The following is an 18,499-nucleotide window of genomic DNA, read 5'->3' on the forward strand; positions in this document are numbered from 1 at the left end:
ATATATCCGGCTTGTGATTGAAATCCCCGCAATGATCTAAACGGCTGATCAGATCATCCAACTGGCCCCTGAGTTCATTGAGATAATATTTCTATCGCCTGTCTCCTTTGAACTTCAAAAAAGTCCATCGCGATGGCACAAAATGAAGGCTGTGAGCGATATTTTTATTCTACTCCCGTTTCATATTTCTGGATCTTTCTCATCAAACCTCTGTACATGGGATCCCTTAACAGATATATCATGTCACGGCTGATGGGATATACTGACATAAACTCCGGATTCTCCTCAAAGAATTTTTCCTGTTCCTCATCCGTCAGATGGATCGTGTACTCCTCGTAGAAATCCATATCATCGCCCAGTATGAACTTTTCAAATCTTTCCTGTTGTTCTTTTGTCCATTTCATTTCTCTAATATTGTAGTCTTTTTAGCGACTATAGTCAATAAAACAACCACATACTATCCTTTAACCATAGGAGGTATGCCATGATTGATTACAGTCCTTTCTGGGAAACATTAAAGAAATCAAACGAGTCAACATATACATTGATCAACAAGCACCATATCTCCAGTTCTACGATTGATAAGCTGCGGAAGAACAAACCGTTGAATACTACAACGCTGAATGATCTCTGCCGTATTCTGGATTGTGATATTCAGGAGATTTGCAGATATATTCCAAGTGATACAGACCAGTCATTATAAAATTCATTTTACCGGCGAAAAAGCCCTGGCAGTTTTTCTGTTAACTGTCAGGGCCTTCTATTCTTAAAATATTTAATGTTTTCTGCTGATCCATTGTCTGATAATATTCTCCCAGTCCATGCCGTCCTGCAGGATGCGGAGAACAGTTACCGTAGCAGCACTCTTATCCACCGTATAAAATAAAAGATAATTTTTATATGCCTTCAGATAAATATCATATCCCCGATAACGGAAACCGGTAGTTCCATAACCGTCCGGCAATGTATCCAACTCCTGCACCGCTTTCTTTATCTTTCTGGAAAAATATTCTGCATACTCACGGTACTTGAAATTTCTAAGGATATATTTCTTCTTTTCTTTGATATCTTCTTTGGCAATATCGGTAATCAGAACTTTATATTTCATCAATCTCTTTCCACGCTTCCTCTATTGTCTGCACTCTGCCAGCCTCCATATCATGAATGGCATCATCCAGTTTTGTAAGAAGAATATCCATTGCATCATCCAATGTATAAGTTGTTTCATGCGATTTTGTCGCCTGTGCTAATGCCATATCCATCACCCTTTCTTTTCTTTTATCTTACCATCAAACTAAAAAAATAACCACAATTTTATTGATCGGGATAAAAATACGTCCAAGATTTCCTCCTTAAGTATTTTTGATTCCTCAATATCCAAACGTACGTTTGATACACTATTTGATACACTTTTCTTTTCCAGATACAAAAAAAGCCCGTAAAAACGGGCTTTTCAAGTGACTCCGAGGGGAATCGAACCCCTGATTCCAGCGTGAGAGGCTAGCGTCTTGACCTCTTGACCACGGAGCCGTGTTGCTTGCTGCCTGATTATAATATCAAACATCCAGACAGATTGCAAGTGTTTTTTTCATTTTTTTTATTTTTTTATCTCAGTCCAATATGAGGGGGAGAACGCCTACTGTTCTCCGCCCTTTTCCGCCTCTGTTTTCCCAGCTTCCGACAGGTCACTGACATACTTTTTAGGCACCATGATCTGCAGCTGTTTCTGGAGATTATAGATCTCCACAAAATCGTGATCCCCTCCGAACTCTCCGTCCAGCGTCCAGGGTATTTCCTCCAGGCACTCAAATACCAGATGTCCACTCTTAAAGGAATACATATGCTTTCCGTCCGTCTGCTCCGTCAGAAGCGCGGTAATAATCTCCTGCAGCTCAATAGGGTTTTTCGGCATCTTGATCAGCATCACTTCAAACACGCCGTCATCGAAGGTCACATTCTTGCCCACCATGTTGCGGAAGCCTCCCACAGACCGGGAGTTTGTCACCATACCGTAGATAAACTCATCCTCGATCACCTCGCCGTCATGCGTCACCTTGATCCGGTAAGACGGTATATTGAAAAGCCGCTTTGTCCCTTCCAGCACATAGGCCAGATGTCCCAGGATATTCTTTGCTGTCTGGTTGGTCTGGTAGGATACATCTGTAAAGAGGCCGAAGGCCGCGATGTAGACGAAAATCCCATCGTTAAACTGCCCCACATCGCAGGGAAAAGCCTGCCCGTTCACAGCATTGTCAGCCGCCGCCAGGATGTCCCTGGGAATCTTGAGGCTGTGGGCAAAGTCGTTGGTAGTTCCCGTGGGGATATAGCCCACAGGCACCCGCTCCTCCCTGGCCATCATCCCGGTCACCACCTCGTCGATTGTGCCGTCACCGCCGCTGCACACCACCAGATCATAGTGGTCTGTAAATTCCCGGATCTTCCGGTAAGCGTCATGGTAAGCCTGGGTAGGATAGGCGGTCACCTCGTAGCCTGCCTTCACAAAAATATCAATGATATCTGACACCTTTGGCTTCAGAAGCCCTTTTCCCGCGTGAGGATTATACACAAACAAAAGTCTCTTCATCTCTGTCATCCCTTCCTGTAACCCTTATCGTTCAAAAAAGGGCATTTATAAAATGCCCTCTCTCACATATCTTTCTCTCTATCTATTTCTGCTCTGAGAGGAATCTCTCCACGCCAGCTACTGCCGCTTCCTCGTCTTCGCCATCCGCAACAACTGTAAACTCATCACCTTCACCCATGCTCAGGCTCATCATACCCATAATGCTCTTGGCATTTACCTTCTTGTCAGCCACCTCTATGTACACATGACTGGAATACTGGCTGGCTTCCTGCACAAGCAGTGCGATTGGTCTTGCATCAAGACCGTCTCTAAGCTTAATTGTTACTGGTTTCTTGATCATATTGTACCTCCTTGCTATCCCTTAACTTATCTGCCATTTCACTCAGCTTCCTGAGCCTGTGATTCACTCCGGATTTCCCGATCGGGTTTTCCAGAAGTCCTCCAAGCTCTTTCAATGATGCATCGGGATACGCGAGCCGTGTAAGGGCAACGTCCCGCAGTCCGTCTGGCAATCCTGAAAGTCCCACCATGTCGCGGATGTACTCGATGTCATCCCGCTGCTTGACTGCGGCGGAAACTGTCTTGTTGATGTTGGCTGTCTCACAGTTTACCTTCCGGTTCACATTGTTGCGCATGTCCTTCAGGATACGGACATTCTCCAGCTCCATCAGGGCCACCGGCGCATCCATCACATTCAGCGCATCTACGATCCGGTCACCCTCCTTCAAATATACGATGATATTCTTCTTCCTTCTCACAATGCGGGCCTCAAGGCCAAAGTCCTGCATAAGCTGCTGAAGATACTGTGCTTTTTCCAACGTATTACAGACAATCTCAAAGTGATAGGATTTCCCAGGGTCGCTCATGGACCCTGAAGACAGGAAAGCTCCCCTCAGGTAGGCCCTCTTACAGCAGACCGCCTGCACGTCCGCATGGCGCACTGCCCGCAGGCATTCCCCGGACGCATACAGGTAGTATGCACTGCTGTCCTTCTGCAGATTTCTGCGCACTGCTGTCCGGACAGCGATTTCATTTCCTATATTAAAGGTTTTTTCGATCAATGTAAAGCATTTTCTCACAACGGCAATATTTTCCGAGTGGACGGAAAACGACAGGCTTCCTGTCTCCTCTTCCCGCCACTCTCCGCACATGCCTGTGACAGCGGCAAGCTCAGCCAGCCTGCAGTGCCTCGCCCTGGGACACATCCTTGCCAGTTCTTCTTTTACTCTGCCTGAAAATGACATATCTATCCCTGCTTCTTACTTTCTGCTAGTTTCCCTTTGTCACCGCGTCCTTTTCAATGTCGCGGTGCTCGATCTTTATACCGTAGTCCTGCTCCTCCCCGGCCAGCTCCCGGTAGAGAGCACCCGCCAGCGTGACAGACCTGTGCTTTCCTCCCGTACATCCGATGGCGATGACAAGCTGGGTCTTTCCCTCCGACACATAATTGGGGATCAGGAAACGGACCATGTCTGTCAGCTTCTCCAGGAAGCAGCGGGCTGTGTCACTGGACATGACATAGTCCCTCACTTCCGGGTCATTCCCGTTTTTTGCACGAAGGTTATCGATATAGTAAGGGTTCGGCAGAAAACGAACGTCAAACACCAGATCCGCATCACTGGGAAGCCCGTATTTAAAGCCAAAGGACAGCACAGTGATATAGATATTTTTGTAGTCTTTGTTCTCCACAAAGATCTTGTGCAGCTCCGAGCGCAGCTCGCGGGTGAGCATACGGCTGGTGTCCACCAGATAGTCCGCCCTCTTTTTCAAGAAGGCCAGCTTTCCCCGCTCCCTGCGGATCCCCTCGTCCACGCGGCCTCCCCCTGCCAGCGGATGGCTGCGCCGGGTCTCCTTATATCTCTTGATCAGCACTTCGTCTGAGGCTTCCAGAAAAAGCACTTCATATTTGATCTTCATCTTGTCCAGCTCATTCAGGGACTGCTCCAGATCATCGATCCCCTGCCCGCTGCGGATATCCATCCCCAGGGCGATCTTATTGATCTCCGTCCCAGGGACAATGAGCAGCTCCCCCAGCTTCGGGACAAGCTGCACAGGCAGGTTGTCCACGCAGAAATATCCTGCGTCCTCCAGCATCTTGAGGGCCGTACTTTTTCCCGCCCCCGACATTCCGGTCACAATAATAAATCTCATGTCTAAAACTCTCCCAGTCTTTTTACCTCCGGCTCCAGCGTCACTCCGGAGTTTTCTCTCACCCGTTCCTGCACCTGCCGGATCAGCCTGTCCACATCTGCCGCCGTGGCATTGCCGCAGTTGATCACAAAACCGCAGTGTTTCTCAGACACCATGGCGTCTCCCACCCGGAACCCGCGAAGACCTGCATCCTCTATGAGCTTGCCGGCAAAATAGCCCTCCGGCCTCTTAAAAGTACTGCCGGCGCTGGGGTACTCCAGGGGCTGCTTGCTTGTCCTTCTCTCTTTCAGATCCTCCATCTTCTCACGGATCCGGGTCGCATCCCCCGCCTCCAGAGAAATGACCGCTTCCAGGACAACATACCCTTCCCGTGCGGCCCGGCTGGTCCGGTATCCCATATCCAGCTCCTCACGCGCCAGCACTTTCAGCTCTCCCTGGCTGGTAAGGACTGTGACTTCTTCCAGAACATCTTTCATCTCCCCGCCGTAAGCGCCGGCATTCATAATGCAGGCGCCGCCCAGCGTTCCCGGTATGCCGGCGGCGAACTCAAAGCCGGCCAGGCTGTTCTTCAGGGCCTCCGCAGCGATCTTGGCCAGGGACGCGCCGGCCTGGGCACAGATCCGGGTCCCTTCCAGCCGGATATCCCCGAAGTCCCTGAAAAGCTGTATCACAACTCCCCTGTATCCCCTGTCAGAGACAAGGAGGTTGCTCCCATTTCCTATGATATACCAGGGCATCTCCTCCTTCCTGCAGAGCCGGATCACCTCCTGCACTTCCTCTTTTGTGCGGGGCATCACCATATACTGGGCCGGTCCCCCGATACGGAAAGTGGTGTGCTTTTTCATGGGCTCTTCGCGGAGAACTCTGTCAGCTCCCACTGCCTGTTCTAATCTATGCTCAAAATCCTGTTTCATAACACAAACCTTTCTGTTTTTTTCCACTGTCCATCATACAACACTTGCGGGAGAAATTCAACGCCGTGCTATTTTTCATCCTCCGGCTCCTCGCCTGTCAGCTTCAGGATATCCCTGACCTGCTCTTCCGTCAGCTCCAGTCTGTCCGCCACTTCCTGCACGTCCACCTTCCGTCCCAGCTCATCGGTCATCTCCCGTATCGTCTCATCCAGCCTGGTCACCTGGTCCACCATCTTGCGGTCACGCCTTTTCATCTCTGTCTGGGAGGCCAGAAGCGCACGCATGGCAGCTCTCACATCCTCCATCACCCGCTCCTGCTCGCCGTCGTCTGCAGGATACAGGCCAAGCGCCTCCACAAGAGACGCATTGCCCTCCTGTATCATATCCCCCACAAAGACCTCTGCCCTGTGCATCTTCACTGCTTCTTCCGCCACCTTCCGGAGGTAGGAGGCAAGTCTTGCCTCCTCGCCGGAAGCCGGCTGCATCTCTCCGATCTGCCGGAGATAGTCTTCCAGGTACTCCTTTTCCTCCCCGGTCAGTCCGTCCGCCCGGGTCTCCTCTTTCCCGGCGCCGTCTTCACTCTCCGCGGCCTCCTGCACCATGCCGGGCTTTCTCTCATATCCCTGCACAGCCACTTTCTGGGACAGCAGATAGTCAAACACCAGCTCCATCTGCTCCTCCGTAAGTCCGTCATCCTCAAAAAACTTTTCCGTCTCTTCCGCTGTCATGCGCATACCGTTTTCCTGCGCCAGCTGCATCATGTCCGCCAGCTTCTGCTGGAAACTCATTTTATCTGCCATGTCTCTACCTCCAGATTTACTGGACCTATCTTATCACAAATCCGGCGCGAAAGCCATAGCCGGATTGCCGGACGCTCCCGCCATCTGCCCCCTACACAGCCGACACGATCACTGTCGCATACCCGGCTCTCTTCAGCCTCCGCTCCATATCCACCGCCTCGTCCAGATTTCCATAGTTTCCCACCTGGACCCGCAGGAAACCATCGGAGTCATCGACGTACGCCGGAAAATCCTGTTCCAGCAGCTCATTTCTCAGCCGCTCTGCATAAGACCGGTTGCGGAACGCGCCGGTTTGTACCCGATACTCCGGCACTGTCTGATTTTCAAACTCGTTGTCATTTTCATATACCGTGTTCTGATCGCCTATACCGCCGCCGTTCACACCCATATCAGAGTCTGTCTCCTCCACAAGACCGTTTCTCTGCAGGACATCCAGTATTCCCTCCGCGATGACCAGGGCAATGTCATCGAAATTCTGGTCAAACAGCATGTTGTCTGTGTCGGAGTTGATAAAACCGGCCTCCAGCAGCACCGCCGGCATCTGGGTCCTTTTCAGCACCACAAGATTGGGCCTTGCCTTCACCCCCAGATCCTCAAACCCAACCGCAGCCAGCCCCTCGGTCAGCGCCTCCGCGATCTCCAGCTTCAGCCCGGACAGGTCGTACACAAGGGCCTCCACCCCGGAAACCTCATTGTCCGTAGGGAACGAATTCCTGTGTATGGAGAGAAAGAGATCTGCCCCCGACTGGTTGGCCTCCATAGCTTTCTCGTAGGGCGTCTCGTACACATCCGTAGTCCTGGTGTACTCCACATCGATCCCCCGGTTCTGCAGGATCTCCCCAACAGCCAGGGCAAGCCGCAGCGTGTCGTCCTTTTCCTGCCGTCCGTTGTAGACTGCCCCCGGGTCCCTGCCCCCGTGTCCTGCGTCTATCATGATCGAATATGACATAAAAACACCTCCCACATATGCCTTTTTTGTTCCAGCATATGCAGGAGGTAAGTATTTTGCCACAGATAGATAGCTATAGCACAGCAGTCTCCACATTTCAATGCGCTTCTATGCGATCACAAGGTGCACCTTCATCTCTCTGGCAATCGCCACATTTTCTTTTGAAACTTCCCGGTCTGTGATGATCGTGTCCACCCGGTCGATGGGACAGATGACGGACAGATAGCCGCCGCCGAACTTGCTGCTGTCAGCCAGCACATAGACCTCCTTTGAGGCTTTCAGGATGGCCCGCTTCACCTGCATCTGAGGCGTGGCAATGGACGTAAGGCCCGCCTCAAAATTGATGCCGTGGACTCCGATAAATCCTTTGTCCACATGGAAATGCTCCATGTTCTCCACAGCCGACTCTCCCATGCTGGCCGCCAGATGGCCGCCCACGTAGCCGCCGATCATGTACAGCTCCACATGTTCAATGCCCGCCAGCTCATTTCCCACAAGCAGGGAATTGGTAACTACCGCCACCCGCTTCTCCGGATGGCTCTTGATATGAAGGGCAAGATAAAAGCTGCTGGATGCATCGTCTATGATAATGGTGTCCCTGTCTTCTATATACTCATACGCCCGGGCGGCTATGGCTTTCTTGCGGTCCACATGGCGGTATATAGTCTCCGCTCTGTATTTCCGGGCCATATTCTGCTCCAGACTGACCGCGCCGCCATGAGTCCGCTTCAGAAGCCCCTCCGCGCTCATGCTCTTGATGTCATTGCGGATCGTCACCTCCGAACATCCCAGCTCTTTGCTCAGATCCGCCACCCGGACTTTCCCTTTCTCTTCCAGTTCACGCAATATTGCCTGCCTGCGCTCTTCCATCTCCTGTTCCCCCTTATACTGACAGCTGTTCCTCTCTTACTGAGTCAGCCTTACATTGTTCAGCCCGATATGTTGCACTACCATCTGCATGACCGGGACGAACCTGTCCCCAAAGGCTTCCTTGGGGATGATAAACGCCCGCTCCTTCTCATAATAGATTCCGATGGTCTTGGGCGTTGTCACCGTACGCTGGATCTGACTCCACTCATACTTAGTCTCCTGCCCGTTCTGCACCACGATGATCCCATCCTCTTCAGAGAAAACGTACTCTCTTGGATCTCTGTACTCCGGATTGACTTCCATCTGTTTCCTGGCCCGGAATTTAAGCTGCAGCGGCGTGTAGGCCAGAACCACCACCCCCACGATCACGTACAGAACGAGCTGTCTGAATTCAATCTTTCCCACAAACTGCATAACGGCTCCCAGAATGATCACGCACATACCCAGCATGTTTACAAGGAAGCCGGATCCCTTTGAAAATGTATGATATAAAAGGAAATCAAATAACTGTCCCTTTGTAAGCTGCACCTTTAGTTTTTCCATAAGTAAATACTCCTTTTTCAGGTTCTAAGAAAGTCCTCTTAATATGCACAAGACTATTGTAGCATATCAGAGGACTTTTTTCACTTTTTGTAATGAATTATGTTCGATTTTTTTCGTTTAGTTTTGTTTCTGCTTATTATTCTGCTGCCGGAGCCGGTACACTGGGATCTACTTTGTAGCGTGCCCATCCTTCCGGTGAGTAGATACCAAGCTGTTTCTTCTGCATCAGTTTATCAAAGAAAGCTGTGATGAACGGGCAGAGGAACAGGGTTACAACAGAAGCTGTCGCACACTGTGCTGTAGCCATGTCCACGTACTGAGCCATTGTCGGGTCTGCCTCGCCAACTGCTGCCGGTGTCATGGCAGAGTTCAGAGCTGTTGTACCGATAGCAGCGCCCATGGCGTTTCTCTCTTTCTTCGGCAGTAACAGGTTGTTTGTGAAGAAGAAGATCACTGCTGTAGCTGCGGATACAAGGCCAAGGATAATGCCGGCCGCGCCCGCTGTGATGATCGTGTTGACATCTGTCTTCGCTCCGATGGAGATCGTCATGAAGAATGTAACGATCGGCTGAGCTGTCGCACATGCTTTTCTGAAGCCGGCGTCAAGGTTACCCCAGATGAAACCGATAAGCAGCGGTACAAGCACTGCGATCAGGGAGTCGATCGGGATAGATGCCAGTCCTGTGGCTCCCAGGGCGATCAGTGTGAAGAACGGACCGTCGTTCAGGGACAAGATGGAGATGGCTCCTGTGTCTGTCGCATTACCGAACTGTGCGGACAGGGAGATGTAAAGGGAGCCGTTTGAGTTCGTGATGGTTGCGATCCATACGAACGGCGCGATCCCAAGGAATCCTTCCGGCCCGCAGATAGCGCCTACCGCAAGTCCGATGACAACGCCCAGAAGGAACTTGGTAGCTGTCAGCGTCACACCTTTGTAGAGAGGCATACCCACCTGCTTGATGTTGATGGCTGATCCGCAGACGATCAGGAAAAATCCCATCATACAGGAGTTTCCATCATAGAACAGGGCCGTCACATAGCCGCCGATCTGATATGCCTGCGGGAAAAATGTGGCGATAAGAACCGCCAGAACCAGGGGAATGATAACCAGTCCGCCCGGCAGGGCTTTCATTTTATTCAGCAGATCGAGGTCTGTCTGCTTTTTTACTTCTTTTTTCTCTGTGTTTTCACTCATTTTTGCACTTCCTCCAAACCTTACTTCATACTTTTCAGTTTCCTACTTTCTGGCCGACTCTCTGAAAAGACGCTCCACGATATCGCATGCCGTGTTGTCATTTCCGGTAAGTCCGCCCTTCCCTACGATCGGAAGCCCGTCATAGCTTCCCACAAGTCTTCCTATGTCAGTCTGAGGGATCACATAATCCATTACTTCTATGCACTCTACACCAAGCTGGTAACACACATTCACCATGGTGTCGCCACCCGTTGTATAAAGTCCCGCAATTTTTTCTCTTCCACAACTCTCAAGGAGCTGAGAGATAATAGTTCCAAGCCCCGCGTTGATCCTGTTGGCACTCATGCCGCCTGCATAGTGGCGTTTGTTGTCCTCCTCATCCAGGTTGAGAAGTTCCCCGTGAAGAGCTGTCTCAAAGAGGATTGCTCTTGGAGGATTGTCTGATTTCAGCAGGTCTTCTGCAATATGTACAGCCCGAAACGCCTCGTCCAGCGCCGTGTCTCCTCCTTCGATAAACTTGACAGGATCCACGCTGATGCGCACATGCCTGGGATCCTGGCAGAGCACCTCCATCTGCTTCTTGGTGACAGGAGTGGCACTTCCCGCAGCAATGAGCACGGTCTTTCCGTTCTCGTCCGCCTCCGGCGGAAGGTTTGGTTCTTCCTCCTGGATCAGATTTCTATAGTAAGCAAGCTTTGAAGTGAACGGGCCCGGGTCTACCGCAACCACATTCCATTTCAGCTCGATACATGCCTTGGCGATCTCTTCTACGTCCTCAATGGTGATCCCGTCCACGACAATGACCTCGCCGCCCGCGTCTCTGGCCTCCTTCAGGGCATCCCGGATGGCCTCCTCGCCCTGGAGCACTTTATCCAGAGTGACCAGCTTCACCTGTCTTCTCGTCTGTCCCTCAAGAAGCCTTGGGATATAGTTCTCTCTCACAGGTGTGCGCACATCCTGCGCCACCGGTGTGTTGATCAGAGCTACACCGTCGATGACAGAGTAGCCGCCTACCAGAATACGTCTGGACTGGGGCATGGCCGGAACGACAACTGCCACGCAGTCATCCCCCACCTGGTCCATCATGGCATCGATCTCAACGCCCACGCCTCCGCGCAGTGTCGTATCAATTCTCTTGGAAAAATACTGTACGCCCATGCGCTTCAGTGCACATGTAGCTGATTTTACTTTTTCATACGCCTCATTGGCCGGAAGCGCACGGCTGTTGCTGCTGATCAGGATGGCGTCCAGCTCATCCACGCCCTCTCCTTTTTCCGCTGCTTCCTCGTTAAAAAATACCGCTGTCCTTGCTTTTGACCTTGCAAGAAGTACACCTGTCGTTGTCGCGCCTGTCAGGTCGTCCGCCACCGCTCCGATTAATGGCATTTCTATTCTCCCCTTTCATGCTGCTTTGCCGCATACTCTGCTACTACCTTTGTGGATTCAATCAGGCTGACGCAGCCTGCGATTCCTTTTCCTGCAATGTCAAAGGCTGTTCCGTGGTCCACAGAACTTCTGATGAAAGGAAGTCCGAAAGTCAGGGTAACTGACTTCTCAAAATCCAGTGTCTTGCAGGCGATATGTCCCTGGTCATGGTAGAGAGACAGGATCGCATCGTACTTGCCGGATTTTCCGATGTGGAACACAGAGTCTGCCGGGCAGGGTCCTACACAGTTGATTCCTCTTTCTTTGGCAGCCTCCACAGCCGGTCCGATATCTGTAAGCTCCTCTGTTCCGAAAAGTCCGTGGTCTCCATTGTGGGGATTCAGTCCCGCAACTGCGATCAGCGGATTTTCAATGCCGACTTTTCTCAGCTCTTTGTCAATATTTACAACATTCTCAAGGATCACGTCCTTTGTAGCGTAGTGGCACGCGTCAACCAGTGACATGTGGCGGCTTACGAAGAAGACGCGCAGCTTGTGGCAGGAGAACATGGTCAGGGCATACGGTGAATTGGTGGCATGCTGATAGATCTCTGTGTGTCCCGGCTCTTTTACACCCACCAGCTTGATGGCTCCTTTATGGATCGGGGAAGTGGATACTGCATCGATCTTCTTAGCCATTCCAAGCTCAATGGATTTCATGATCCAGTCAATGGCCATCTGTCCGGCCAGCTTCTGCTCTTTTCCCCACTCGATGGAGTCTGTGTCATAGTCTCCGGTCTCCAGGATATCAATGACTCCGTACTCGTACTTTGCCTCGGAGGGATCGCTGATCTGGTTGTACTTCAGCTCTTTTCCGAGAACCTTTGCAGCTCTCTCCATGATCGCCTGGCTTCCGATTACAAAAGGCCGGCAGCATTCATGTATTTCCTTGTCCAGCATCGTGCCGACAACGATCTCCGGTCCAATGCCCGCCGGATCCCCCATTGTAATTGCCGTTACAGGTCTGAATTTTTCGCTCATTTTTTCTCTTCCTTTCGTTTCGGTTTCGATTGTCTTTTCTTTTATGGCTTCATTTTATTACTTTCACTTTTCCTTTTCAACTCCTTTTTGTAATTTCAGTACATTTATATATTTTCCATTTCTCATTTTTGTGCATATCTAACACGATTTTTTCCTCTCTTTTTCGTTTTCTTTCGTTTTTTCGTTTTGTTATTTTTTTGACATTTTTACGAAAGATATATATTGCTCTTTTCTTGCATTTCATTTATAATAAACCCAGAAAGAAAAAGGCCCGGAAAGGCAGATTTTTTTGCGGAACCCGCGGAAAAGGAAAGGATGTAGGAAATGAAAAAGAAACTGTATTTCGGAAGCAATCTAAAGATGTACAAAAATATCCAGGACACAGTGAAATATCTGCAGGATCTGGTCTCCCTCACAAAGGATATCAGCAGGGAGGAGATGGAGCTGTTTATCATCCCCTCCTACACCACTCTGGAGAGCGCCACAAAAAATGTAGACCGCTCTTACGTCAAACTTGGAGCCCAGAACATGTGCTGGGAAGATGAAGGACAGTTCACCGGCGAGATCTCTCCTCTGATGCTGAAGGAGCTGGGTCTTGACCTTGTTATGATCGGACACTCTGAGAGGCGTCACGTCTTCGGCGAGACAGATGCAGAAGAAAACCGGAAAGTGAAGGCCGGTCTGAAACATGGCTTCACAACTCTCCTTTGCATCGGCGAGACCGCTGAGGAGAAAAACTTCGGCATCAGCCCGGAGGTGCTGCGCACCCAGCTGAAGGTCGGTTTCCACGACGTACCCGTCTCAGAAGTGCCCCATATCTGGGTAGCCTATGAGCCGGTGTGGTCTATCGGCGTGAACGGAACGCCCGCTTCCCCGGACTATGCAGAAGAGATGCACAAAGTCATCAAAGAGTGCCTTCTCGAGATCTTCGGCGACGCAGGCGCAGACATTCCTGTCCTCTACGGCGGCAGTGTCAACCCGGGCAACGCCAACGAGCTTATCGTGCAGCCTTCCATCGACGGACTGTTTACCGGTCGTGCAGCATGGCAGGCAGACAAGTTTGACAAGCTGATCCGGGATGCCATGAAGACATACAAAGAGAAATACGGGGAGTAGAGAAGTCCCCGGATATAGAATAAAAAAACGACAGGGACAGACTATTTTCACGTCTGCCCCTGCCGTTTTTCCTTTTCAGACTTTCCTGTATTTGATCTCAGATACAACAGCCTGACCGCTTCCCCGTGCGAACACACCTGGCCTGACGGACAGGAAACCGTCATAGGCATTTGTATTCTGAGGTTCCAGATCTATGGAAAGTCCGTCCGCCGCAAGGGGGACAATATGTCCGCCGGACAGAAGGAGGTATCTTTTCCCCTCCTCGTCTGTCACATGTCCCGGATCGATATATCCCACCTTCAGATCGATCGGTTCTGACCAGGGTCCCTGTATGTGTTCCGACCAGATCACCCAGTTTGTCCCTGCTCCCGAAAAATATATGTAATACTTATTATCTTTATATTTAAAGAAATCCGGCGCCCATATCTCCTTGCCTTCAAAATCCTTCACAGCGTATGTCTCCATCTTCCAGTTCACCAGATCCGTCGAACTGCAGATGGGAAGTCCCGGGTAATAAGGCCCGCTTGAATATGTCAGGTAAAATGTATCTCCCTCCCGGAACACCGCCGGGTCCGGGCAGTCACCGTCCAGTATCTTGATCATTCTTTTTCCTCCTCTCTTATTCCCTGAGCATGCCTTCCGCCTCATCCATCCTCTCCAGCAGCTTCTCCCGCTGCTCATCCACAAGAAGACGCTTGTTGTACTTGTAGTACATATCACAGTCATTTTCTTTCAGAAACTGGATGCTGTAGTAGTTGGTGTTGAGCTCTGTCACAAAGGACACCATCTCCTGGCTGTCGCCGAAGGCATCCTCCATAAAATAGAACGCATTGTCCAGAGCCCGGCCGGTCCGCTCCAGGAGTTCCTCCCGCTTCCGGGTCTCCTTCTCAAACTCGCTGCGCACCCGCTCAAAAGCCGCCTCCGCCTGGTCCGCGGCTGTCAGGCGCTCTTCCTTCAGAAGCTGCTGATACCGGTCCAGCGTGTCGTTCACCTGCCGCAGCATGTGGTCCGCCTCTCTGGTGAGCTGTCCGGCGCGTCGCAGGTTCTCATAGCGCTCTGCCGCCGCCCCGGCCGCCTCTGCGAGACTGCCACAGGCTTTGTATTCTTTCAGACAGTCAAACAGTTTTGTCACGTACCGGTCAGCCAGGTAGCTGTCCCGGAACAACCCGGAAAGTTTTCCCAGTATCATCCCCACTACGCTGAGCCTCTCATCAAAGGAGGCGAACTTCAGTTTCTCCAGCATATCCCCGCTGTACTGTCCCTCCAGGATCTTCTCAAGACCGTAGTCCTTTTTATATTTTGCAAACAGCTCCAGATAATTGGCAAAATCTTTGGCGATCTTCCAGTGCTGGATATACTGGTGCACCACCTCCCGGTCCGCCTTCTTCCCCACAGCCTCGCAGGCCTTCAGGAACTCCGACAGATCTTCCCAGCCTCTGGCGGTGGCGAACATGCGGCCGTCCACCGTGGTCTCCATCCTGTAGAAATAGTCTCTCCGCAGCTCCAGGTAGGACAGAATGGCCGGGTGGATGTCCGCCTGGTAGGCGTACTCTCTCCAGACCCCATAATTTTCTTCCACGTCAATGCGCCGGATCCGGTCCAGCGTGACTGTGTCAAACTCCCGGACAGACTTATTGTACTCCGGCGGGTTACCTGCTGCCACGATGATCCACCCCTCCGGCACTTTCTGGTTCCCAAACATCTTGCACTGGAGGAACTGGAGCATGGCCGGGGCCAGCGTCTCGGAGACACAGTTGATCTCATCGATGAAAAGGATGCCCTCCGCAAGGCCGGTCTCCTCCATCTTATCGTAGACTGAGGCTATGATCTCGCTCATGGTGTACTCTGTGACAGAATAGGTCCTTCCGCCATAGACCTTCTCCCGGATAAAGGGAAGGCCGATGGCGCTCTGCCGGGTGTGGTGGGTGATGGTGTAGGACACAAGCCCGATCCCGCACTCTCTGGCGATCTGTTCCATGATCTGCGTCTTACCTATGCCCGGCGGGCCCATGAGAAGGATGGGCCTCTGCCGGACAGCCGGGATCATATACTCCCCGTAAGCGTCCTTTTTCAGATATGCCTCTATGGAGTCTTCAATTTCCTGTTTGGCTCTCTTTATATCCATGCTGTATCTCCTTTTTCTTCCGACTTTCCGCCGGACATATTCTCAATCTCTTCTTCCTCCAGAACCAGTTTGATGGCCCAGGGCGGCACGTCCCTGTCCTCGTAGTCCTCCTCCAGGAAGACAAAGGCTGTCTCGTAAGGAGGCATTTTTGCCGGGTAGATCCCCTGCCCGTCTGTGAAATAGATAAGTCCCTTCAGCTGCTGGAATTCATGCCTCTCAAGCAGCTCATTTACATAGGCAAAGGCAGGCCTGAAATCGGTCCCTCCCTCCCCCTTGAGCTCCAGCTGGTCCATATACTCCCGCAGTTCTTCCCGGCAGGTGACCTTCCGGTCCGACTGGACTGTGTCATCACACTGGATGATATGGATGTTCACTTTGTGAAAGAAGCTGTCCTGCTCACTCAGGACCCCGTAAGTCTCCTCCAGGAACTTTTTCACCAGTTCCCCGGAGCAGGACATGGAGGTGTCGATGACGATCACAAACTCTTCGATCTTCTTCGTCTCCTTCCACTCCTGGGGCTCAATGAGGGGCATGTTCCCGTACAGAGAAAGACCGTAGCTGTAAAACACATAGTCAAAGGAGTCCTGGTCAATGGACATCTCCTCTTTGAGGACCGCAAATTTCCGCAGAAATTCCCGATAGTCAAATCGCTCCTTATTTTCTACCTTCACCTGGCCCAGCAGATCCCCCGCCGAAGAGGAGGCCTCCTTTGAGAATGTCTCCATCTCGGTCTCCAGCCGTTCGCTCTGATCCCGCCAACGGTTCTCGATCTCCTGCTTTCTCTCCAGGTCTTCATCCTCCGGCCAGTATTGGTGGCTGTCCACAAAAAATTCTCTCTCCAGGTCTGCCAGCCTGCGCTCCGGCAGATCCCACCGCTCCAGGCTTCCGTAGATCTTCTGCGCAGTCAGCACCTTCATCTCTTCTCTCAGCTTCCGGTACGTCTCCTGGCGCAGCCAGGATTTCCCTCTTCTCACAGTCCGTATATACATACTGTCCGTGATAGATTCAGCCGCTATGTCGCAGGCCAGATCCCACAGTCTTCTGTCCCTGCCATCCCTCCCGATGAGGTGGCGGAACAGGCAATGGAGCACCATGTGCAGGTACAGCCGGCACATGTCCACTCTGTTCTCCTTGTAGAGTCCGCCTATGCGCCCCGGATGATAATAGATGACAAATCCGTCCGTGGCCGCCGGCTCCGCCGACAGATCCATCACATAGGAAAAGCCGGAGAGGGCCACATCCAGGAACCGCATGTTCAGATAGAGCTCATTTCTCGTAAGGACCAGGATATCCCTGCCGATCCCGGCCAGCTGTTCACTTGCAGCCTGCTGTTTTTCCCTCTGGTCTCTCATAGTTCAAACACCTTTTTCTTCTTTGGAAACAGCCGCCTTCTCTCATCCATGAGAAAGCCCAGTATCTCTGTCTCCTTGTTTCCCGCTGCCGCATCGACAGCCGCATCCAGCCCCTCCTGATCCCAGTATCCGGCCTGCCCGAAAAACCGCAGCATATGCGTGTCCTGTCTTTCTACATAGACCTTCCCCGCGCAGGACATGTGCTCCCGCAGATACGCTCCGTATCTGTCCGCCGCCTCCTTCGCCAGCTTGTAGGGCCAGCAGAGCCGCAGGGCCGCCAGCTGCAGGGCGTCCTCCTGGCTCTCCTCAGCCACCGCTCTTGGAAAAAGCCGATCATACTCCGCAAACTGCAGCTCCCGGTTATAAAAGCACTGACGGTAATCCCCGCCGGACCCGTGATAGTGGGTCTCCACGATCCGGGCCGGTGTGTTCTCCACCGCCTCCTCGTAATGCTCCGGGAACAAAAGCCTGGCCTCATCCACTCTACCGTCCTCCCTGTGATAGCGCAGCGTCACATAAAGGGCATATCGCAGTTCATCTGCAAGAAATTTCAGAGAAGATTTCTCTCCCTGGTAGTGGTCGATCCGGATCTCCCGCAGGGCACATCCACTGAAGGCTCCCGATCCCACATCCACAAGGGTGTCCGAGAAGGAAAGCATTCGCAGCCCGAAACACCTGTAAAAGCTATAGTTTCCTATTTTCTCCATGTCAATCGGCAGACGGACCTCCCGGGCCCGGGTCCGCGCAAAGGCGTAGGGAGCCGCCCAACGGACCGGCTCCCCCTCTATCTCATCTGGAATGCGGATCTCCTCTGTGTCCGCCGCCCGCTCCAGCAGGATACCTTCCGGCTCCCGCCTGTACTGCGCTCCATCCAGGATGATCTCATTTTTTTCTGAATTTCTCTCTGTCTCTATCATCACTCTTTTTTCTGCTCTTTCTGTTCCCGGATCTGCTTCTGGACCGCCTCATGCTCGCGCACCAGCTCATCGTGAAGTTCCAGGGAATTCCAGTTCATGTTGGTGGGCGTCAGGGCCGCCTTCAGAGGAATCTGAATCCCCTCCTTGCGGAAGTAGGCCAGCATCTGGTTCATCTGGGCGTCTGTCAGGTTGCAGATGACCAGCATCTCCTCTCCAAAGCCTTCCCCCTCGTAGACATCCCCGCTCCTCTCCATTCCGGCCACTCCCGACAGAGCGCCGACCGGCTGTAGGTAGTCCTCCTTCTCCACACTCCGGATCTTAATACCCATGAGTACGAAAATAAATTTCACTTTATCTGTTCTTGCTTTATCTGTAAAATTGTATAACAACACGCTTCCTCTTACTGCCATGATCTTCCGTCTCTCCTTTCTGTGTCTACCATATCATGTATGGTCTCCTCTAATAGTATAGCAGATATAGGCAGTGTATGACTAGTGTTGTTTTTCGGCGCAAAAAGTAAAGGCCGGGTACACCTGGAAACTGTTCTGCTCCAGAGTGTACACCAGCCCTTTCTTCTC

The 18,499-nt window shown here is 51.7% G+C and carries 22 protein-coding genes and 1 tRNA gene; 2 read left to right on the forward strand and 21 right to left on the reverse strand.

Features of this window, described 5'->3' with window-relative positions:
- Positions 1–164 precede the first annotated feature (164 nt).
- Entirely contained in the window at positions 165–404 is a 240-nt protein-coding gene (locus INF30_RS05335) for a hypothetical protein (RefSeq protein WP_076780378.1), read from the reverse strand.
- 80 nt (positions 405–484) lie between these two features.
- On the opposite strand from INF30_RS05335, the gene INF30_RS05340 reads away from it, so the two are divergent.
- A complete protein-coding gene (locus tag INF30_RS05340) occupies positions 485–703 on the forward strand; it encodes a helix-turn-helix domain-containing protein (RefSeq protein WP_076780376.1) in 219 nt (72 codons plus the stop codon).
- Positions 704–775: 72 nt separating this feature from the next.
- Here the strand turns inward: INF30_RS05340 and INF30_RS05345 are convergent, their stop codons facing one another.
- The 15 genes from INF30_RS05345 to pdxA all read right to left on the reverse strand — a co-directional run bounded on the left by INF30_RS05345 (position 776) and on the right by pdxA (position 12,411).
- The gene (locus INF30_RS05345; protein ID WP_076780374.1) at positions 776–1,108 is read right to left on the reverse strand and encodes a type II toxin-antitoxin system RelE/ParE family toxin; all 333 of its coding nucleotides are present in this window, start codon (positions 1,106–1,108) and stop codon (positions 776–778) included.
- Positions 1,098–1,256: a hypothetical protein gene (locus INF30_RS05350; RefSeq protein WP_157888472.1), complete on the reverse strand. Its 159-nt coding sequence runs from the start codon at positions 1,254–1,256 to the stop codon at positions 1,098–1,100. The genes INF30_RS05345 and INF30_RS05350 overlap by 11 nt, the downstream gene beginning before the upstream one ends.
- A gap of 202 nt (positions 1,257–1,458) precedes the next feature.
- Positions 1,459–1,530: transfer RNA gene (locus INF30_RS05355), tRNA-Glu, on the reverse strand.
- A 106-nt stretch (positions 1,531–1,636) separates the two neighbouring features.
- Positions 1,637–2,584: a diacylglycerol/lipid kinase family protein gene (locus tag INF30_RS05360; protein WP_076781158.1), complete on the reverse strand. Its 948-nt coding sequence runs from the start codon at positions 2,582–2,584 to the stop codon at positions 1,637–1,639.
- An 82-nt stretch (positions 2,585–2,666) separates the two neighbouring features.
- On the reverse strand, positions 2,667–2,924 hold the full coding sequence (locus INF30_RS05365; protein ID WP_076780372.1) for an HPr family phosphocarrier protein: 258 nt from the start codon (positions 2,922–2,924) through the stop codon (positions 2,667–2,669).
- Positions 2,899–3,828, reverse strand: coding sequence for a DNA-binding protein WhiA (gene whiA, locus INF30_RS05370; protein ID WP_226394444.1), 930 nt, complete (start codon positions 3,826–3,828; stop codon positions 2,899–2,901). Before whiA ends, INF30_RS05365 begins: the two co-directional genes overlap by 26 nt.
- A 25-nt stretch (positions 3,829–3,853) precedes the next feature.
- Positions 3,854–4,735 (reverse strand): RNase adapter RapZ, encoded by an 882-nt coding sequence (gene rapZ / locus INF30_RS05375; RefSeq protein WP_076780368.1) that lies wholly within the window; start codon positions 4,733–4,735, stop codon positions 3,854–3,856.
- 2 nt (positions 4,736–4,737) lie between these two features.
- The gene (gene murB, locus INF30_RS05380; RefSeq protein ID WP_076780366.1) at positions 4,738–5,649 is read right to left on the reverse strand and encodes a UDP-N-acetylmuramate dehydrogenase; all 912 of its coding nucleotides are present in this window, start codon (positions 5,647–5,649) and stop codon (positions 4,738–4,740) included.
- Between the two features lie 68 nt (positions 5,650–5,717).
- On the reverse strand, positions 5,718–6,449 hold the full coding sequence (locus INF30_RS05385; protein WP_076780365.1) for a sigma-70 domain-containing protein: 732 nt from the start codon (positions 6,447–6,449) through the stop codon (positions 5,718–5,720).
- 91 nt (positions 6,450–6,540) lie between these two features.
- Entirely contained in the window at positions 6,541–7,398 is an 858-nt protein-coding gene (locus INF30_RS05390; protein WP_226394445.1) for an N-acetylmuramoyl-L-alanine amidase, read from the reverse strand.
- A gap of 108 nt (positions 7,399–7,506) precedes the next feature.
- Positions 7,507–8,268 (reverse strand): DeoR/GlpR family DNA-binding transcription regulator, encoded by a 762-nt coding sequence (locus INF30_RS05395; RefSeq protein ID WP_076780361.1) that lies wholly within the window; start codon positions 8,266–8,268, stop codon positions 7,507–7,509.
- Positions 8,269–8,304: 36 nt separating this feature from the next.
- Complete coding sequence (locus INF30_RS05400; RefSeq protein WP_226394446.1) at positions 8,305–8,811, reverse strand: YcxB family protein; 507 nt, start codon at positions 8,809–8,811, stop codon at positions 8,305–8,307.
- Between the two features lie 136 nt (positions 8,812–8,947).
- Positions 8,948–10,006 (reverse strand): 2-keto-3-deoxygluconate permease, encoded by a 1,059-nt coding sequence (locus INF30_RS05405; RefSeq protein ID WP_076780356.1) that lies wholly within the window; start codon positions 10,004–10,006, stop codon positions 8,948–8,950.
- A gap of 42 nt (positions 10,007–10,048) precedes the next feature.
- Positions 10,049–11,392 (reverse strand): four-carbon acid sugar kinase family protein, encoded by a 1,344-nt coding sequence (locus INF30_RS05410; RefSeq protein ID WP_226394447.1) that lies wholly within the window; start codon positions 11,390–11,392, stop codon positions 10,049–10,051.
- Positions 11,393–11,394: 2 nt separating this feature from the next.
- Complete coding sequence (gene pdxA, locus INF30_RS05415) at positions 11,395–12,411, reverse strand: 4-hydroxythreonine-4-phosphate dehydrogenase PdxA (protein ID WP_076780352.1); 1,017 nt, start codon at positions 12,409–12,411, stop codon at positions 11,395–11,397.
- A 324-nt stretch (positions 12,412–12,735) separates the two neighbouring features.
- Between pdxA and tpiA the strand changes: the two genes are divergently transcribed.
- Positions 12,736–13,527: a triose-phosphate isomerase gene (tpiA, locus tag INF30_RS05420; RefSeq protein WP_076780350.1), complete on the forward strand. Its 792-nt coding sequence runs from the start codon at positions 12,736–12,738 to the stop codon at positions 13,525–13,527.
- A gap of 75 nt (positions 13,528–13,602) precedes the next feature.
- On the opposite strand, the gene INF30_RS05425 is transcribed toward tpiA, so the two are convergent.
- The 5 genes from INF30_RS05425 to INF30_RS05445 are packed head-to-tail and all read right to left on the reverse strand — an operon-like array spanning position 13,603 to position 18,331.
- Positions 13,603–14,130, reverse strand: coding sequence for a family 43 glycosylhydrolase (locus INF30_RS05425; protein WP_076780348.1), 528 nt, complete (start codon positions 14,128–14,130; stop codon positions 13,603–13,605).
- Positions 14,131–14,146: 16 nt separating this feature from the next.
- Positions 14,147–15,652 (reverse strand): ATP-binding protein, encoded by a 1,506-nt coding sequence (locus INF30_RS05430; RefSeq protein ID WP_226394448.1) that lies wholly within the window; start codon positions 15,650–15,652, stop codon positions 14,147–14,149.
- The gene (locus INF30_RS05435) at positions 15,643–17,004 is read right to left on the reverse strand and encodes a vWA domain-containing protein (RefSeq protein ID WP_226394449.1); all 1,362 of its coding nucleotides are present in this window, start codon (positions 17,002–17,004) and stop codon (positions 15,643–15,645) included. Before INF30_RS05435 ends, INF30_RS05430 begins: the two co-directional genes overlap by 10 nt.
- Positions 17,001–17,921: a leucine-rich repeat protein gene (locus INF30_RS05440; RefSeq protein ID WP_226394497.1), complete on the reverse strand. Its 921-nt coding sequence runs from the start codon at positions 17,919–17,921 to the stop codon at positions 17,001–17,003. The genes INF30_RS05435 and INF30_RS05440 overlap by 4 nt, the downstream gene beginning before the upstream one ends.
- Complete coding sequence (locus INF30_RS05445) at positions 17,921–18,331, reverse strand: DUF3783 domain-containing protein (protein ID WP_076780340.1); 411 nt, start codon at positions 18,329–18,331, stop codon at positions 17,921–17,923. Before INF30_RS05445 ends, INF30_RS05440 begins: the two co-directional genes overlap by 1 nt.
- Between the last annotated feature and the right edge of the window lie 168 nt (positions 18,332–18,499).

Source organism: Claveliimonas monacensis, from assembly GCF_014982975.1.
Taxonomy (GTDB): Bacteria; Bacillota; Clostridia; order Lachnospirales; family Lachnospiraceae; genus Claveliimonas; species Claveliimonas monacensis.

Excerpts from the sequence above, each read along its gene's own strand:
- INF30_RS05335 (WP_076780378.1), bottom strand. The coding sequence starts at position 404 with ATGAAATGGACAAAAGAACAACAGGAAAGATTTGAAAAGTTCATACTG.
- INF30_RS05340 (WP_076780376.1), top strand. The coding sequence starts at position 485 with ATGATTGATTACAGTCCTTTCTGGGAAACATTAAAGAAATCAAACGAG.
- INF30_RS05345 (WP_076780374.1), bottom strand. The coding sequence starts at position 1,108 with ATGAAATATAAAGTTCTGATTACCGATATTGCCAAAGAAGATATCAAA.
- INF30_RS05350 (WP_157888472.1), bottom strand. The coding sequence starts at position 1,256 with ATGGCATTAGCACAGGCGACAAAATCGCATGAAACAACTTATACATTG.
- INF30_RS05360 (WP_076781158.1), bottom strand. The coding sequence starts at position 2,584 with ATGAAGAGACTTTTGTTTGTGTATAATCCTCACGCGGGAAAAGGGCTT.
- INF30_RS05365 (WP_076780372.1), bottom strand. The coding sequence starts at position 2,924 with ATGATCAAGAAACCAGTAACAATTAAGCTTAGAGACGGTCTTGATGCA.
- whiA (WP_226394444.1), bottom strand. The coding sequence starts at position 3,828 with ATGTCATTTTCAGGCAGAGTAAAAGAAGAACTGGCAAGGATGTGTCCC.
- rapZ (WP_076780368.1), bottom strand. The coding sequence starts at position 4,735 with ATGAGATTTATTATTGTGACCGGAATGTCGGGGGCGGGAAAAAGTACG.
- murB (WP_076780366.1), bottom strand. The coding sequence starts at position 5,649 with ATGAAACAGGATTTTGAGCATAGATTAGAACAGGCAGTGGGAGCTGAC.
- INF30_RS05385 (WP_076780365.1), bottom strand. The coding sequence starts at position 6,449 with ATGGCAGATAAAATGAGTTTCCAGCAGAAGCTGGCGGACATGATGCAG.
- INF30_RS05390 (WP_226394445.1), bottom strand. The coding sequence starts at position 7,398 with ATGTCATATTCGATCATGATAGACGCAGGACACGGGGGCAGGGACCCG.
- INF30_RS05395 (WP_076780361.1), bottom strand. The coding sequence starts at position 8,268 with ATGGAAGAGCGCAGGCAGGCAATATTGCGTGAACTGGAAGAGAAAGGG.
- INF30_RS05400 (WP_226394446.1), bottom strand. The coding sequence starts at position 8,811 with ATGGAAAAACTAAAGGTGCAGCTTACAAAGGGACAGTTATTTGATTTC.
- INF30_RS05405 (WP_076780356.1), bottom strand. The coding sequence starts at position 10,006 with ATGAGTGAAAACACAGAGAAAAAAGAAGTAAAAAAGCAGACAGACCTC.
- INF30_RS05410 (WP_226394447.1), bottom strand. The coding sequence starts at position 11,392 with ATGCCATTAATCGGAGCGGTGGCGGACGACCTGACAGGCGCGACAACG.
- pdxA (WP_076780352.1), bottom strand. The coding sequence starts at position 12,411 with ATGAGCGAAAAATTCAGACCTGTAACGGCAATTACAATGGGGGATCCG.
- tpiA (WP_076780350.1), top strand. The coding sequence starts at position 12,736 with ATGAAAAAGAAACTGTATTTCGGAAGCAATCTAAAGATGTACAAAAAT.
- INF30_RS05425 (WP_076780348.1), bottom strand. The coding sequence starts at position 14,130 with ATGATCAAGATACTGGACGGTGACTGCCCGGACCCGGCGGTGTTCCGG.
- INF30_RS05430 (WP_226394448.1), bottom strand. The coding sequence starts at position 15,652 with ATGGATATAAAGAGAGCCAAACAGGAAATTGAAGACTCCATAGAGGCA.
- INF30_RS05435 (WP_226394449.1), bottom strand. The coding sequence starts at position 17,004 with ATGAGAGACCAGAGGGAAAAACAGCAGGCTGCAAGTGAACAGCTGGCC.
- INF30_RS05440 (WP_226394497.1), bottom strand. The coding sequence starts at position 17,921 with ATGATAGAGACAGAGAGAAATTCAGAAAAAAATGAGATCATCCTGGAT.
- INF30_RS05445 (WP_076780340.1), bottom strand. The coding sequence starts at position 18,331 with ATGGCAGTAAGAGGAAGCGTGTTGTTATACAATTTTACAGATAAAGCA.